The organism is Enterobacter adelaidei, from assembly GCF_041937165.1.
Lineage (GTDB): Bacteria > Pseudomonadota > Gammaproteobacteria > Enterobacterales > Enterobacteriaceae > Enterobacter > Enterobacter adelaidei.
This window is the reverse complement of record NZ_CP154355.1, coordinates 54284-67831: the sequence shown is the minus strand read 5'-3', so window position 1 is coordinate 67831 and position 13548 is coordinate 54284. Positions and strand designations below refer to the sequence as shown.

Below are 13548 nucleotides of genomic sequence, written 5' to 3'. Positions count from 1 at the left end.
GGCTTTGTTGAATAAATCGAACTTTTGCTGAGTTGAAGGATCAGATCACGCATCTTCCCGACAACGCAGACCGTTCCGTGGCAAAGCAAAAGTTCAAAATCACCAACTGGCCCACCTACAATAAAGCCCTCATCAACCGTGGCTCCATAACTTTCTGGCTGGATGATGAAGCTATTCAGGCCTGGTATGAGTCAGCAACACCTTCTTCACGAGGCAGACCTCAGCGCTATTCTGACCTTGCCATCACGACTGTGCTGGTCATTAAACGCGTATTCAGGCTGACCCTGCGCGCTGCGCAGGGCTTTATTGATTCCATTTTTTCTCTGATGAACGTTCCGCTACGCTGCCCGGATTACAGCTGTGTCAGCAGGCGGGCAAAGTCGGTTAATGTCAGTTTCAAAACGCCCACCCGGGGTGAAATCGCACACCTGGTAATTGATTCCACCGGGCTGAAGGTCTTCGGTGAAGGCGAGTGGAAAGTCAAAAAGCATGGCCAGGAACGCCGCCGTATCTGGCGTAAGCTGCATCTCGCCGTTGACAGTAAAACACATGAAATCATCTGCGCTGACCTGTCGCTGAACAACGTTACGGACTCAGAGGCCTTCCCCGGGTTAATCCGGCAAACCCACCGGAAAATCAGGTCAGCCGCCGCCGATGGCGCTTACGATACCCGGCTATGTCACGATGAACTGCGGCGTAAGAAAATCAGCGCGCTTATCCCTCCCCGAAAAGGTGCGGGTTACTGGCCCGGTGAATATGCAGACCGTAACCGTGCAGTGGCTAATCAGCGAATGACCGGGAGTAATGCGCGGTGGAAATGGACAACAGATTACAACCGTCGCTCGATAGCGGAAACGGCGATGTACCGGGTAAAACAGCTGTTCGGGGGTTCACTGACGCTGCGTGACTACGATGGTCAGGTTGCGGAGGCTATGGCCCTGGTACGAGCGCTGAACAAAATGACGAAAGCAGGTATGCCTGAAAGCGTGCGTATTGCCTGAAAACACAACCCGCTACGGGGGAGACTTACCCGAAATCTGATTTATTCAACAAAGCCCCGCATGGCTACTGGCATCAACGAAAAGAGTAAACAAAATCCTCGTTTTCTTTACTCGTCTGACCGCTCAAAAAATGTACTTCGCGTACGTTCTCGTCCGGTTGGCCTTCAACCCCCACCGATAAATAACCGTCAATACGGCGCTCACTTAACGCTTACCTGATTTTATGGCGTGCCGATTACGGATTTTGTTGCTAACCTGCTTTGGCTTTTAACCTCAAACACAGCTCTTATTTGAAAAAGGAATATTATGATGGATTTTGTATATGCCCATAACACTGCAATTGGCTTTTTGCTGTTGTTTGTCAGCTTAGTCTCGCTAGTCACTGTTGTTGCTGGGGAGCATGAAACTAAGCCTGCCATCAGTCTATATTGCGCTTTTTTCGTCTTTTTAGTGGCTGGCATTCTTCTGGTTGGGCGTTAAGCTCGACATTAGCATCATAGCCTGATCGTGATGGTTGATTGACGTGGCGGGGATGTGCAGCGTATCTTCTTTCCCTAAACGAAAAAACCCGCGTTCTCAGGCGCGGGCTTTGACGGGCTAACCAGTTTTCTCAGGACTGATTAGCCAGGTAGCGTGTTCTAGGGGAACAACGTCACCAAATCAGTGATCTCAGTGTAGCCGCAGTTAGGCGCATACTTCAAGACCTCTCGACCTATTCCCCTGCATGAACACGCTACCGCATAGGCTGTTGCCTTTTAGCGGCGCTTTGCCGTGTCTGACGAACTGGAAGCATGAGTTTGTCATAGTCGGGGTTTGAAGCCCAATGGAGCGGAAATGTACGCTAAGAACCTAACTGCATGATTTTAGGTCTATGAAGTCGTGGCGTTGTTCGTCAGGTTTACGTTGATTTGATTACCGGGTTTATTAACACTGAAAGTACCTGAAACCGCATGGCTACTGGCATCAACGAAAAGAGTAAACAAATCCTCGTTTTCTTTACTCGTCTGACCGCTCAAAAAATGTACTTCGCGTGCGTTCTCGTCCGGTTGGCCTTCAACCCCCGCTAACGGCCAGTACCATTTCAACTGAGGTTGGTGACGGGAAGCAGTACGGTAGTAGTCGTGATTTTACTGCGGCACCAGTGCTGGTACCCGTCAGTACAGCACTGGTGGCCGGACAACATTGCTGGGCATCAGCAAACGAGGTAACAAAAAGATTCGAACATTGCTTTTAGTCAAAAAAATGCAGACTCAGCTGCATTTTGCGCATGCGCAAAACATTTAGTTCCTGTGCTGATATCGCGTACCTGGATATTCCGTTCCCCTTAATTGCCGTGAGTAGAAGTTATCGAGGTTGTTAACCGCCTTTCGCGGATCTAAATCAGGTACATTATTCCAGTCAACGGAATGGCTAACGCCAGCCACATCATCATCATTGAGGTTTTTTTTAGCATTAGTTTCAGCAATATCCCGCCTGAATTCCCGCCAGATATGCTTCATGTCATCAATAAAGTTTCTGGTCCAGTTTTTCATTGCGACCTCCCGTACACAATGGTTTGTCTCTCAGATTTTAATTCTCCAGTCATAAAATATCCCTACACTTCGTATATCACTTAACTGTTACATACCTGATGGTGGCATTCAGCGCTTATAGAGCCTAATCCAATCGATGGTCTCGATAAACTGGTCGTTATCCAGTTCCGCGCAGTTCGCAAAAATTGCTTCAGCTACGCGTCCCTGACACTTTTCAGGGCACTGTTGCAAAGTTAGCGATGAGGCAGCCTTTTGTCTTATTCAAAGGCCTTACATTTCAAAAACTCTGCTTACCAGGCGCATTTCGCCCAGGGGATCACCATAATAAAATGCTGAGGCCTGGCCTTTGCGTAGTGCACGCATCACCTCAATACCTTTGATGGTGGCGTAAGCCGTCTTCATGGATTTAAATCCCAGCGTGGCGCCGATTATCCGTTTCAGTTTGCCATGATCGCATTCAATCACGTTGTTCCGGTACTTAATCTGTCGGTGTTCAACGTCAGACGGGCACCGGCCTTCGCGTTTGAGCAGAGCAAGCGCGCGACCATAGGCGGGCGCTTTATCCGTGTTGATGAATCGCGGGATCTGCCACTTCTTCACGTTGTTGAGGATTTTACCCAGAAACCGGTATGCAGCTTTGCTGTTACGACGGGAGGAGAGATAAAAATCGACAGTGCGGCCCCGGCTGTCGACGGCCCGGTACAGATACGCCCAGCGGCCATTGACCTTCACGTAGGTTTCATCCATGTGCCACGGGCAAAGATCGGAAGGGTTACGCCAGTACCAGCGCAGCCGTTTTTCCATTTCAGGCGCATAACGCTGAACCCAGCGGTAAATCGTGGAGTGATCGACATTCACTCCGCGTTCAGCCAGCATCTCCTGCAGCTCACGGTAACTGATGCCGTATTTGCAGTACCAGCGTACGGCCCACAGAATGATGTCACGCTGAAAATGCCGGCCTTTGAATGGGTTCATGTGCAGCTCCATCAGCAAAAGGGGATGATAAGTTTATCACCACCGACTATTTGCAACAGTGCCTTCAGATCTTGCTTGGGGTATACGATTTGGTCAGTTTCTGTAGCTGAAGCACTCCGGTTTCATTTCAGCAGGTCTTAATCAAATTCAGTGTGCCATACATGCGGCACGAAAAAGTCTGGCATCAATGTGACCAGTTCTATCACCCACCACAGTCACTACAGTGGCCACACAGTTGGGGACCCAAAGGATGTTGTTTACCATTTTGCAATGGTTGACAGCTACCCGAAAGCAACTCCTCTTCGAGAGCGCTCAATTCCTCAGTTAATCGGGTTTGCAATTTTAGTTTGTTGAACCCATCCACACTGGGCGTAAGTGTATAGTTGTGATAACTGTCAACTTTTCTTCTCTCTTCTGTTCAGAATAAATTAATGTTCAGGCGTTATGATAAATAGATGTTATCGCCACCATGGCGCGGTCTTTACAGGAATAAATCTCACCATTTTTATATTTTCACCACAGTACCTCAAAATTTCATATACCAAAACTGAACTTGGCCGGGTAGTATTGGCTGCTTAGTATTAACTGTAGATGCTGTTATTAGGAGTTTCAGGTGCAGGTAAACAAACTTACGGATGATATTGATATTAGTTCTCATGAGCGTTTCCTCGCGGCCCGTAAAAGCACATGGGTTAGTGTGCTTGTTAATTGTTTTCTGACATCCGGGCAAGTGATTACTGGCGTATTTTCCGGATCTCAGGGGCTTATTGCGGATGGTATCCATTCTCTGTCTGATTTAGTTTCAGACTTTGTGGTGCTTATTGCTAATCATAAAAGTAAAAAAAATCCCGATGATGACCATCACTACGGGCATCATCGTTATGAAAATGGTGCATCATTAATTCTGGGGACAATTTTATTCATTGTTGGCATCGGGATGTTATGGTCAGCAGCAAATAAAATGCAACAACCAGATGATATTCCTCAGGTACATATTGTTGCTCTGTGGGTGGCCTTAGCCGCACTGGTTATCAAAGAGCTTCTTTTTCGCTATATGCTGGCAGTAGCAACCCGAGTAAAATCCACTATGCTGGTTGCCAATGCCTGGCATGCCCGCTCTGATGCCGCCTCATCTTTGGTGGTGGCTATTGGTATTATTGGTAGTTTATCAGGGTTTAAATTGCTTGATCCGGTAGCTGCACTGGTTGTGGGACTGATTGTGACCAGAATGGGATATTCATTTATGTCAGATTCGCTTCATGACTTGATGGACAGGGCCGTGGATATTGAAACTGAAAATAGTATAAAAACAACATTATTGTCCACGCCTGGGGTCGAAGGCATCCATGACCTCAAGACCAGAAAAATGGGGGACCTTGTTGTGGTTGATGTTCATCTGGAAATTGATGGTGATTTATCAGTGAAAGTAGGACATGACATTGCTGTTTTGGCCAGGAAATCAGTTTTAGATAATCATCATGTTTTAAATGTTATGACACATGTTGACCCTTATTTTAAAGGTGATAATAGTCCTGGTTGCGGGGGCAAATAATCCTGAAAAATAATATGAATGCTGCTGTTTTTTGAGAAGATTGGGAAGGGGTTATTTTTTTGCGCAATATTACCCCTTCTGACTGTGAAAACGAGAGTAAACAATATGGAGGCTATTATGAGAAAAATTATGCGTACTGTTGTGATAGGAGCCACCCTTCTTTTATCCCCCTGTGTAATGGCTGGTTCTGACGGTGTTGAACATGCCATGAAGATGATGAATAAAAGCTACCGCGCAGCACTTAAGGAGGAGGACGTTACATCCTTCAGGAAAGATATGCGGGAACTGAAAGCAACAGCAGAGTCCATCCTGAACAGCCCTGTAGAAGGGTATGACAGGGAAACGTATGTTGCAGGCATGTCACTTCTAATTGATGAGGTAACTGCCGTTGAAAGTACCGCTGAGAAGGAAGGTCTTGACGCCGGGAAAATTGCAGCACAGAAACTAGGCAGTCTGATGAGAAAATACCACAATAAACTAGGTGTTGACTGAGACCGGGAATTATTCGGTGAAGGTAGATATGCTGGAAAGATATCCCTGAACTGACATGATACACGTGCCTGTAATCAAGCAGATAGCTATGCACTGGTGAGGAAATTTCACAACGTTATCTTATCTGCAAAATACATATAAAAATGTTGGGGTAACAAACATGCATTATCAATGCTACATATTTTAGTTTGTTGCCTCAACATAAGTTAAGTACCTATTGGTGTTGCGCGGGGTGGATTCAGGGGGCCAAATTATATTTGGTGGTCACGCGTCAGTCTGTGTTTTGTTTGTTGGTCATGATGACCTGCTCCCCGTTGATTAACACACTGATGCCCGTAATGTCTTCATCATCGGTATGAGACCCTCATTAAGATGCTTTTTTCCGGCAAATAAATCATCAGTATCCTCTTCGAGGCTGGAACAGGGATTCTAAGCCATGTGCTTTGCCGTAAGAAGATCATTTCCGACGTCACCTAATGTGGCTTGGTGAATGGATTTTGTCATGGCTGCACTCTTCATCGGTCGTCGGATTAAGTGCCGTACGATCCACGTCGCTTTTGGAATTTCAAGCGTTCAGATATAAGCATTCTGTACAGCATTGCGTTGTTTCGTGGCTATCTGGCGACGATAAGAACCACTCAGGAACCTGAATTTACCTGTCGAGTACTGGGCCTTTGAACATGGTTTGGATATTACTGAGTGCATCTTGGTTTTGAGAAGTTAAGGTTATCATTAATAAAAAGGCATAATATTGAGTGGTCAACCAACCTTAAAAAAGTGGCTAAATTATGAACGAAAATTTACGTAATGCTCTTCCTCACAAAAACACACCATTTCTACGTGTGCTGCATATCATCGTAGCTGTATTGATTTTATTGCAGATTATTAATTCAAACCTTACCGAAAGCGATGCGCTTAGTGACTATACTCTCACTGGGTTCGTAACATGGTTCCATGTTATCACTGGGTTATCACTGATTGTCCTTGGGTTTGTCATGCTTGCATGGATGCTGACACAACGAGGATTTCGTTACTATTTTGCCTGGGTGGTCCTTGATTTTCGAGGTGTGGTTGAAGATATCAAAATGCTGATATCATTCCGTCTTCCTGAAGCTCATGCTGGTGGGATTGCTGCTCTGGTTCAGGGGCTTGGTGTACTTGCACTATTGGGCGTTGCATTATGTGGTGGATTCTGGTTTGCTCTCAATACTGCTCTTGGCACGTCACCTGTGCTGACAGAAACCGTCCTGCATGTGCATAAGTTTCTGACTGTATTTATTGAAACCTATTTCTGGGCACATGGTGCGATGGGGTTGCTGCATATCTTCCTCACCGTTCGTAGCCAAAGGAAAAATCCCGTTACCGAATAGTGCTGTAGGTTTATGATGGATAAGATGCCCTGTAATGGTTGGCTAAAACAGACTATAACCGCGCATTTATCCGTCAATGCATTTTCTATTTATCCGTAATTCCGATGAGTATGCGTATTTGAAGGAAAAAATATATGCATCTTGAACGACATAGTATCGAAAAAGTGGGATGGCTGAGGGCAGCTGTACTGGGGGCAAATGACGGAATTGTTTCGACAGCGAGCCTTGTTCTTGGGGTTGCATCTGCAAATAGCAGTCCTTCCGGTGTTTTACTTGCAGGTGTTGCAGGACTGGTTGCCGGAGCTATGTCAATGGCTACAGGGGAATATGTTTCCGTCTCATCTCAGGCGGATACCGAAAACGCAGCACTTGCCCAGGAAAAAAGGGAGCTGGAAACTGATTATCAGGGAGAGGTGCGGGAACTGACTTCACTTTATATGCAACGTGGACTGGAGCCAGAGCTTGCCCGGCAGGTTGCAGAGCAACTTATGGTCAAAGATGCCCTGGATGCTCATGCCCGTGAAGAACTGGGGTTGACGGATATAAATTCTGCACAGCCCCTACAGGCAGCTGTCTTTTCTGCCCTGAGTTTTTCCGCTGGTGCGGTGTTACCCTTAATCGTGGCATGGCTCTCCCCTCTGAAACTGGCTTTTTTGTTGATAATCCTTTCCACCCTTTTTTCACTGGCGGTCCTTGGCTATATATCTTCGGTTTTGAGTAAAGCCTCTCCTGTCAGGGCGATCATAAGAATTACGTTCTGGAGTACCATGGCTATGCTTTTGTCTATGGGGATTGGTCATTTTGCAGGGCAGGCCCTGCTTTAATGTTATGAAGCACAATTCGAGTACCATCTTACTGGCGATGCTTCGCAAAACAATTTGCAATGCAGCTCCCTTCAAACTCGATTCCTGCTTGCGCCAATACCTGTTGAAGGGGTGATGGAGGGGATTCTCCCCCTCCATTTCAAGGGCAAAGACAACGCTACTTCTGGCAAATTTCCCGGTCGTAAACGCCACCATTGACAACCAAAATTTGTGGTTTCTTCTTTGAAATCATATCAGTCATTATCTTCGAGTCATCAAGAAAGATACCACCAAAGGTTCCAGGTCGTGCATTCTTCCCGGCGATTATGGAAGGTGCGAACAAGTTCCTGATATGAGATCATCATATTCATCCGGAGCGCATCCCAGAGGGACATCATGAGCCATCAACTCACCTTCGCCGATAGTGAATTCAGCACTAAGCGCCGTCAGACCAGAAAAGAGATTTTCCTCTCCCGCATGGAGCAGATTCTGCCATGGCAGAATATGACCGCTGTCATCGAGCCGTTTTATCCCAAGGCGGGCAATGGCCGACGGCCCTATCCGCTGGAGACCATGCTGCGTATTCACTGCATGCAGCATTGGTACAACCTGAGCGACGGTGCCATGGAAGATGCCCTGTACGAAATCGCCTCCATGCGCCTGTTTGCCCGATTATCCCTGGATAGCGCCCTGCCGGATCGCACCACCATCATGAATTTCCGCCACCTGCTCGAGCAGCATCAACTGGCCCGTCAATTGTTCAAGACCATCAATCGCTGGCTGGCCGAAGCAGGCGTCATGATGACCCAAGGCACTTTGGTGGATGCCACCATCATTGAGGCACCCAGCTCTACCAAGAACAATGAGCAGCAACGCGATCCGGAGATGCATCAGACCAAGAAAGGCAATCAGTGGCACTTTGGCATGAAGGCCCACATTGGTGTCGATGCCAAGAGTGGCCTGACCCACAGCCTGGTCACCACCGCGGCCAACGAGCATGACCTCAATCAGCTGGGTAATCTGCTTCATGGAGAGGAGCAATTTGTCTCAGCCGATGCCGGCTACCAAGGAGCGCCACAGCGCGAGGAGCTGGCCGAGGTGGATGTGGACTGGCTGATCGCCGAGCGTCCCGGCAAGGTAAAAACCTTGAAGCAGCATCCGCGCAAGAACAAAACGGCCATCAACATCGAATACATGAAAGCCAGCATCCGTGCCAGGGTGGAGCACCCGTTTCGCATCATCAAGCGGCAGTTCGGCTTCGTGAAAGCCAGATACAAAGGGCTGCTGAAAAACGATAACCAACTGGCGATGTTATTCACCCTGGCCAACCTGTTTCGGGTGGACCAAATGATACGTCAGTGGGAGAGATCTCAGTAAAAACCGGAAATAACGCCAGAAATGGTGGAAAAAATAGCCTAAATAGGCTGATTCGATGTGTTTGCGGGAAAAAAATCGGCCCAGATCCGCGAAATTTTAATCAGCGAGTCAGCTTGGGAAGAAATGACCTGCTTATTCGCACCTTCCCTAGTTTGGCAGAAGTAAGTATCCTCCGGCAGAGCCGGAGGCTTTAGGGTGAGCGCCTCAAAGGCGCCGACAAACCATGAGCCGCCCAAGGCGCCTGTTATACGTTCAGATTCATCTGGTCGTAACGTTCGTCTTCTCGCTCTTGCTTGCGTATGTAAGCCCTGACCGTGGCTTCATCCAGGCCTACAGTTGAAACAAAATATCCTCGTGCCCAGAAAACTTCACCAGTGAAGTTTTTTCCTCTGCCGAACTGCCGGGCTATCGCTATCGCACTTTTCCCCTTCAGATAGCCGACGATTGTCGATACCGAATACTTTGGTGGAATGCTGATGCACATGTGAACATGATGCCGCTGCTCGATACCCTCCGCGTAAGTCACGGAGTCGGACCGGTATGCCATGAGCTGGATATCGCCCCGTCGACATACTACCGGTACCAGAACCAACGTCAGCATCCGGAAAAACGCAGTCAGCGTGACCGGCGTGATGACCAGCTGAAGCTGGAGGTACAGCGCGTGTACGACGAAAACTACAGTGTCTATGGAGTTCGTAAGGTCTGGCACCAGCTGCAACGGGAAAGCTTCAGCGTGGTCAGATGCACCATCGCGCGACTGATGAAAAGCATGGGGCTTACCGGCGTGCGGCGGGAAAAAAGTACGAACCATGGTCAGCAGGAAAGAAGCTGCGGCAGGCGGCCGGGTAAACCGTCAGTTCGTGGCAGAGCGTCCCAATCAGCTGTGGGTAGCAGACTTCACGTACGTGAGTACTTGGCAGGGGTTCGCGTATGTAGCGTTCATCATCGATGTGTTTGCCGGCGGCATCGTGGGTTGGCGAGTGTCGTCATCGATGGAAACCACGTTCGTGCTGGATGCGCTGGAGCAGGCGCTGTGGGCCCGTCGCCCTTCCGGCACCATCCATCACTCGGATAAGGGCTCGCAGTACGTGTCGCTGGCGTACATGCAACGTCTGCAGGACGCGGGCTTACTGGCCTCGACGGGCAGCTCAGGCGACTCCTACGACAATGCGATGGCGGAAAGCATCAACGGCCTGTACAAAGCGGAGGTGATACACAGACAGAGCTGGAAAAGCCGAGCAGAGGTTGAGTTGGCGACGCTGACGTGGGTGGACTGGTACAACAGCGGCCGACTACTGGAACGGCTCGGTCACATCCCCCCGGCTGAAGCCGAAAGAGCGTATTATGCTTCCATCGGAAACGGAGCTATGGCAGCCTGAGTTCGCGGACTAAAAACTCTCCCGGAAAACCGGGGCGGTTCAGGATCTTCTTGAGATCCTCTCTACCTACGAGTAATCTCTTGCTCTGTAAACGAAAAAAACCGCCTTGCAGGGCGGTTTTATCGAAGGTTAAGCCAGCTTGCAGGCTGCTTAACCAGGTAACTGTCTTGTGCGAGACTAGTCACCAAAACTGTCCTTTCAGTGTAGCCGCAGTCAGGCCGCCACTTCAAGTACTCTCTAAATCTCTCGCACATCATCAGTTACCAATGGCTGCTGCCAGTGGCGTTAAGTCGTGTCTTTCCGGGTTGGACTCAAGACGATAGTTACCGGATAAGGCGCAGCGGTCGGACTGAACGGGGGGTTCGTGCATACAGTCCAGCTTGGAGCGAACTGCCTACCCGGAACTGAGTGTCAGGCGTGGAATGAGACAAACGCGGCCATAACAGCGGAATGACACCGGTAAACCGAAAGGCAGGAACAGGAGAGCGCACGAGGGAGCTACCAGGGGTCAGTTTGGATATAGAGAATTATTGTACGGTAAGCCTGTTTTTTGAACAGACTTACCTATAGCAATAGGGTGTACTCCCGCGCTATACGGCATTTTCAGAGGTTTGACCTTAATCGGATAACCTAAATGCGATACTGCAAGAGCGACAACTTAAAAGCGATAGCCACTGACGCAAAATCAACCCCTTACGAACCAAGATTGGTTAAATAATGCGCTTAACGTACAAAAATTTCCGATCTCCAAACTGACCCCTGGAAGGGCGCCCTGGACACTGACCGGGTATTTTTATCCCGGCGCGGCAACGGATTGTCCCGCCAGCAGGCCTATCGCATTGTGCGTGAGGCCGGCGAAAAGGCCGGCATGACCATAGAAATAAATCCGAAGATGCTCAGGCACGCTTGTGGTTTCGGACTGGCAGAGCGGGGCGCGGGTACCTGTCTGATTCAGGACTTTCTTGGCCACCGTAACGCTCGGCATACAAAAAAATACACTGAAAGTGATGACAGTCCTTTTATCGACTTGTGGCAGGATACCTGGGGGGGAAGTGACGATAAAACAAAGGGTTGTAACGAGAGTGTGGACGGGGAAGAACCGTGTGAAAAAGGTAACAGTTGGGGCCAAACTGACACCTAGTGAAATAACGTACTGTACGATTTTTCTATTTGTATTAAATTTCAATTGGTTAGATTGACATTACACGGATGTCATGGTTAGAAAACAGGGAGTTCTGGCTGAATCCTGGGAGCGAAAAAGTGATAGAGCAGGAAAATGAGATATCAGATTTAAAGGACAGGAGTAACGTAAAAAGTCTTACTTTATATTACAAAACAAAGTGTTAGTGACCGGAGTGGGCACTGTTGCAAATAGTCGGTGGTGATAAACTTATCATCCCCTTTTGCTGATGGAGCTGCACATGAACCCATTCAAAGGCCGGCATTTTCAGCGTGACATCATTCTGTGGGCCGTACGCTGGTACTGCAAATACGGCATCAGTTACCGTGAGCTGCAGGAGATGCTGGCTGAACGCGGAGTGAATGTCGATCACTCCACGATTTACCGCTGGGTTCAGCGTTATGCGCCTGAAATGGAAAAACGGCTGCGCTGGTACTGGCGTAACCCTTCCGATCTTTGCCCGTGGCACATGGATGAAACCTACGTGAAGGTCAATGGCCGCTGGGCGTATCTGTACCGGGCCGTCGACAGCCGGGGCCGCACTGTCGATTTTTATCTCTCCTCCCGTCGTAACAGCAAAGCTGCATACCGGTTTCTGGGTAAAATCCTCAACAACGTGAAGAAGTGGCAGATCCCGCGATTCATCAACACGGATAAAGCGCCCGCCTATGGTCGCGCGCTTGCTCTGCTCAAACGCGAAGGCCGGTGCCCGTCTGACGTTGAACACCGACAGATTAAGTACCGGAACAACGTGATTGAATGCGATCATGGCAAACTGAAACGGATAATCGGCGCCACGCTGGGATTTAAATCCATGAAGACGGCTTACGCCACCATCAAAGGTATTGAGGTGATGCGTGCACTACGCAAAGGCCAGGCCTCAGCATTTTATTATGGTGATCCCCTGGGCGAAATGCGCCTGGTAAGCAGAGTTTTTGAAATGTAAGGCCTTTGAATAAGACAAAAGGCTGCCTCATCGCTAACTTTGCAACAGTGCCATGGCGTTCGATCTTTCGTCGCCGTATGGACGAATGCTGGCGACGTTTCTTTCCGGCATTGCGGAGTTTGAGCGGGATCTCATCAGCGAGCGGGTCAAGTCAGGCCTTGCTGTTGCGAAGGCACGTGGTAAGAGGCTTGGTCGTCAGGCCGGAGTGCGACCAAAATCAGACCGACTTTTGCCTATGGTGGTTGCGATGAGGGCCGAGGGACGCAGCTATCGCTGGATCGCACGCGAGCTCGGTATCAGCAAGAATACCGTCGCTGACATCGTGCAACGACACAGAGCTAACGCTTAGGGTGTCATTTCGCCCTCAGCCGGAACCGACCCCACTTTGGTTGTGATTGCCGTATCTCGTTTTGGTCGGCCAGATACGGCGTTGAGAAAGCAGGGGCAACCCTGCTTTTTTAATGCGCGGAATTCAGCGACGCATCGAGACAGAAACGTGCGATCACGTCGCCAATCAGCTCACGGTGATGGCGGGTGTGCAGGTCATGGCACTCAAAGAAACGCGCGCCATACCGGACAAAAATCGCTGTCACATCCCCGCCCGTAAACTCCATCGATTTGAACGACTCCCCGCCATACCCCCTGCACCAGTCCACTGGCGGCAACGTTTCCAGCTGGTCGATATACCGGGCCTCGGTGATTTCCACCCAGGGACGGCGATAGCCGTCATTCAGCTTTTCCTGTACCAGAGTCGCGGAGATCAGCTCAGCATCCGGATAGAGACGGCGAAGGGATTCCAGCGTTTTCGCTTCACGCTGAGTCACCCACTGCCCGTCCAGCTGTGTTGCGCGGTCATAAACGGCGTTATGAGACGGAACGAAAAAGGCCATTGGTGCAGCGGTCGGAGGATTAACGTTCATCTTTCAGGCTCCTGTTTGATT

General features: G+C 49.2%; 13 protein-coding genes and 6 pseudogenes. 14 read left to right on the top strand and 5 right to left on the bottom strand.

The window, feature by feature from the left end:
- Window positions 1–32 precede the first annotated feature (32 nt).
- The 3 genes and pseudogenes from AAHF05_RS24365 to AAHF05_RS24355 all read left to right on the top strand — a co-directional run.
- The gene (locus AAHF05_RS24365) at window positions 33–1001 is read left to right on the top strand and encodes an IS5-like element IS903B family transposase (RefSeq protein ID WP_000654804.1); all 969 of its coding nucleotides are present in this window, start codon (window positions 33–35) and stop codon (window positions 999–1001) included.
- 306 nt (window positions 1002–1307) lie between these two features.
- On the top strand, window positions 1308–1481 hold the full coding sequence (locus tag AAHF05_RS24360; RefSeq protein ID WP_154816747.1) for a hypothetical protein: 174 nt from the start codon (window positions 1308–1310) through the stop codon (window positions 1479–1481).
- Between the two features lie 580 nt (window positions 1482–2061).
- Window positions 2062–2234: pseudogene (locus AAHF05_RS24355) on the top strand (transposase); the annotation flags it as partial.
- A gap of 47 nt (window positions 2235–2281) precedes the next feature.
- Here AAHF05_RS24355 and AAHF05_RS24350 read toward each other — a convergent pair.
- Together AAHF05_RS24350 and AAHF05_RS24345 are read right to left on the bottom strand one after the other, a co-directional pair.
- Window positions 2282–2533 (bottom strand): hypothetical protein, encoded by a 252-nt coding sequence (locus AAHF05_RS24350; RefSeq protein ID WP_049120190.1) that lies wholly within the window; start codon window positions 2531–2533, stop codon window positions 2282–2284.
- Between the two features lie 270 nt (window positions 2534–2803).
- The gene (locus AAHF05_RS24345; RefSeq protein WP_001067855.1) at window positions 2804–3508 is read right to left on the bottom strand and encodes an IS6-like element IS26 family transposase; all 705 of its coding nucleotides are present in this window, start codon (window positions 3506–3508) and stop codon (window positions 2804–2806) included.
- Between the two features lie 613 nt (window positions 3509–4121).
- Between AAHF05_RS24345 and AAHF05_RS24340 the strand changes: the two genes are divergently transcribed.
- The 7 genes and pseudogenes from AAHF05_RS24340 (at window position 4122) to AAHF05_RS24310 (ending at window position 9296) form a co-directional block, all read left to right on the top strand.
- Complete coding sequence (locus AAHF05_RS24340; RefSeq protein ID WP_001198019.1) at window positions 4122–5060, top strand: cation diffusion facilitator family transporter; 939 nt, start codon at window positions 4122–4124, stop codon at window positions 5058–5060.
- Window positions 5061–5177: 117 nt separating this feature from the next.
- Complete coding sequence (locus AAHF05_RS24335; RefSeq protein WP_013096889.1) at window positions 5178–5552, top strand: cytochrome b562; 375 nt, start codon at window positions 5178–5180, stop codon at window positions 5550–5552.
- Between the two features lie 463 nt (window positions 5553–6015).
- Window positions 6016–6246: pseudogene (locus tag AAHF05_RS24330) on the top strand (IS3 family transposase); the annotation flags it as partial.
- 94 nt (window positions 6247–6340) lie between these two features.
- Window positions 6341–6922, top strand: coding sequence for a cytochrome b/b6 domain-containing protein (locus tag AAHF05_RS24325; protein WP_001004932.1), 582 nt, complete (start codon window positions 6341–6343; stop codon window positions 6920–6922).
- A gap of 134 nt (window positions 6923–7056) precedes the next feature.
- Window positions 7057–7746 carry a VIT family protein gene (locus AAHF05_RS24320; protein ID WP_000549951.1) on the top strand — a complete coding sequence of 230 codons (690 nt, stop codon included), beginning with the start codon at window positions 7057–7059 and terminating at the stop codon, window positions 7744–7746.
- 375 nt (window positions 7747–8121) lie between these two features.
- The gene (locus tag AAHF05_RS24315) at window positions 8122–9102 is read left to right on the top strand and encodes an IS5-like element ISKpn26 family transposase (RefSeq protein WP_032620177.1); all 981 of its coding nucleotides are present in this window, start codon (window positions 8122–8124) and stop codon (window positions 9100–9102) included.
- The gene (locus AAHF05_RS24310; RefSeq protein WP_374936478.1) at window positions 9084–9296 is read left to right on the top strand and encodes a hypothetical protein; all 213 of its coding nucleotides are present in this window, start codon (window positions 9084–9086) and stop codon (window positions 9294–9296) included. Before AAHF05_RS24315 ends, AAHF05_RS24310 begins: the two co-directional genes overlap by 19 nt.
- Before the next feature lie 50 nt (window positions 9297–9346).
- Here AAHF05_RS24310 and tnpA read toward each other — a convergent pair.
- Window positions 9347–9598, bottom strand: a pseudogene (gene tnpA / locus AAHF05_RS24305) (IS200/IS605 family transposase); the annotation flags it as partial.
- Between tnpA and AAHF05_RS24300 the strand changes: the two are divergent.
- A pseudogene (locus tag AAHF05_RS24300) lies at window positions 9593–10481 on the top strand (IS3 family transposase); the annotation flags it as partial. The pseudogenes tnpA and AAHF05_RS24300 overlap by 6 nt on opposite strands.
- Window positions 10482–10737: 256 nt before the next feature.
- Here the strand turns inward: AAHF05_RS24300 and AAHF05_RS24295 are convergent.
- Window positions 10738–10851 (bottom strand): hypothetical protein, encoded by a 114-nt coding sequence (locus AAHF05_RS24295; protein WP_013087254.1) that lies wholly within the window; start codon window positions 10849–10851, stop codon window positions 10738–10740.
- A 390-nt stretch (window positions 10852–11241) separates the two neighbouring features.
- On the opposite strand from AAHF05_RS24295, the pseudogene AAHF05_RS24290 reads away from it, so the two are divergent.
- The 3 genes and pseudogenes from AAHF05_RS24290 to AAHF05_RS24280 all read left to right on the top strand — a co-directional run.
- Window positions 11242–11622 (top strand): annotated as a pseudogene (locus tag AAHF05_RS24290) (tyrosine-type recombinase/integrase); the annotation flags it as partial.
- A 280-nt stretch (window positions 11623–11902) separates the two neighbouring features.
- Window positions 11903–12607, top strand: a complete 705-nt coding sequence (locus AAHF05_RS24285) for an IS6-like element IS26 family transposase (RefSeq protein ID WP_001067855.1) — start codon at window positions 11903–11905, stop codon at window positions 12605–12607.
- Window positions 12608–12653: 46 nt separating this feature from the next.
- A pseudogene (locus AAHF05_RS24280) lies at window positions 12654–12956 on the top strand (recombinase family protein); the annotation flags it as partial.
- A gap of 109 nt (window positions 12957–13065) precedes the next feature.
- Here the strand turns inward: AAHF05_RS24280 and AAHF05_RS24275 are convergent.
- The gene (locus AAHF05_RS24275) at window positions 13066–13527 is read right to left on the bottom strand and encodes a hypothetical protein (protein WP_053070171.1); all 462 of its coding nucleotides are present in this window, start codon (window positions 13525–13527) and stop codon (window positions 13066–13068) included.
- Window positions 13528–13548: the final 21 nt, after the last annotated feature.

Bases quoted from the DNA above. Each gene is read 5' to 3' on its own strand.
- AAHF05_RS24285 (WP_001067855.1), top strand. From the start codon at position 11,903: ATGAACCCATTCAAAGGCCGGCATTTTCAGCGTGACATCATTCTGTGG.
- AAHF05_RS24360 (WP_154816747.1), top strand. From the start codon at position 1,308: ATGATGGATTTTGTATATGCCCATAACACTGCAATTGGCTTTTTGCTG.
- AAHF05_RS24295 (WP_013087254.1), bottom strand. From the start codon at position 10,851: ATGCACGAACCCCCCGTTCAGTCCGACCGCTGCGCCTTATCCGGTAAC.
- AAHF05_RS24335 (WP_013096889.1), top strand. From the start codon at position 5,178: ATGAGAAAAATTATGCGTACTGTTGTGATAGGAGCCACCCTTCTTTTA.
- AAHF05_RS24315 (WP_032620177.1), top strand. From the start codon at position 8,122: ATGAGCCATCAACTCACCTTCGCCGATAGTGAATTCAGCACTAAGCGC.
- AAHF05_RS24345 (WP_001067855.1), bottom strand. From the start codon at position 3,508: ATGAACCCATTCAAAGGCCGGCATTTTCAGCGTGACATCATTCTGTGG.
- AAHF05_RS24350 (WP_049120190.1), bottom strand. From the start codon at position 2,533: ATGAAAAACTGGACCAGAAACTTTATTGATGACATGAAGCATATCTGG.
- AAHF05_RS24325 (WP_001004932.1), top strand. From the start codon at position 6,341: ATGAACGAAAATTTACGTAATGCTCTTCCTCACAAAAACACACCATTT.
- AAHF05_RS24320 (WP_000549951.1), top strand. From the start codon at position 7,057: ATGCATCTTGAACGACATAGTATCGAAAAAGTGGGATGGCTGAGGGCA.
- AAHF05_RS24275 (WP_053070171.1), bottom strand. From the start codon at position 13,527: ATGAACGTTAATCCTCCGACCGCTGCACCAATGGCCTTTTTCGTTCCG.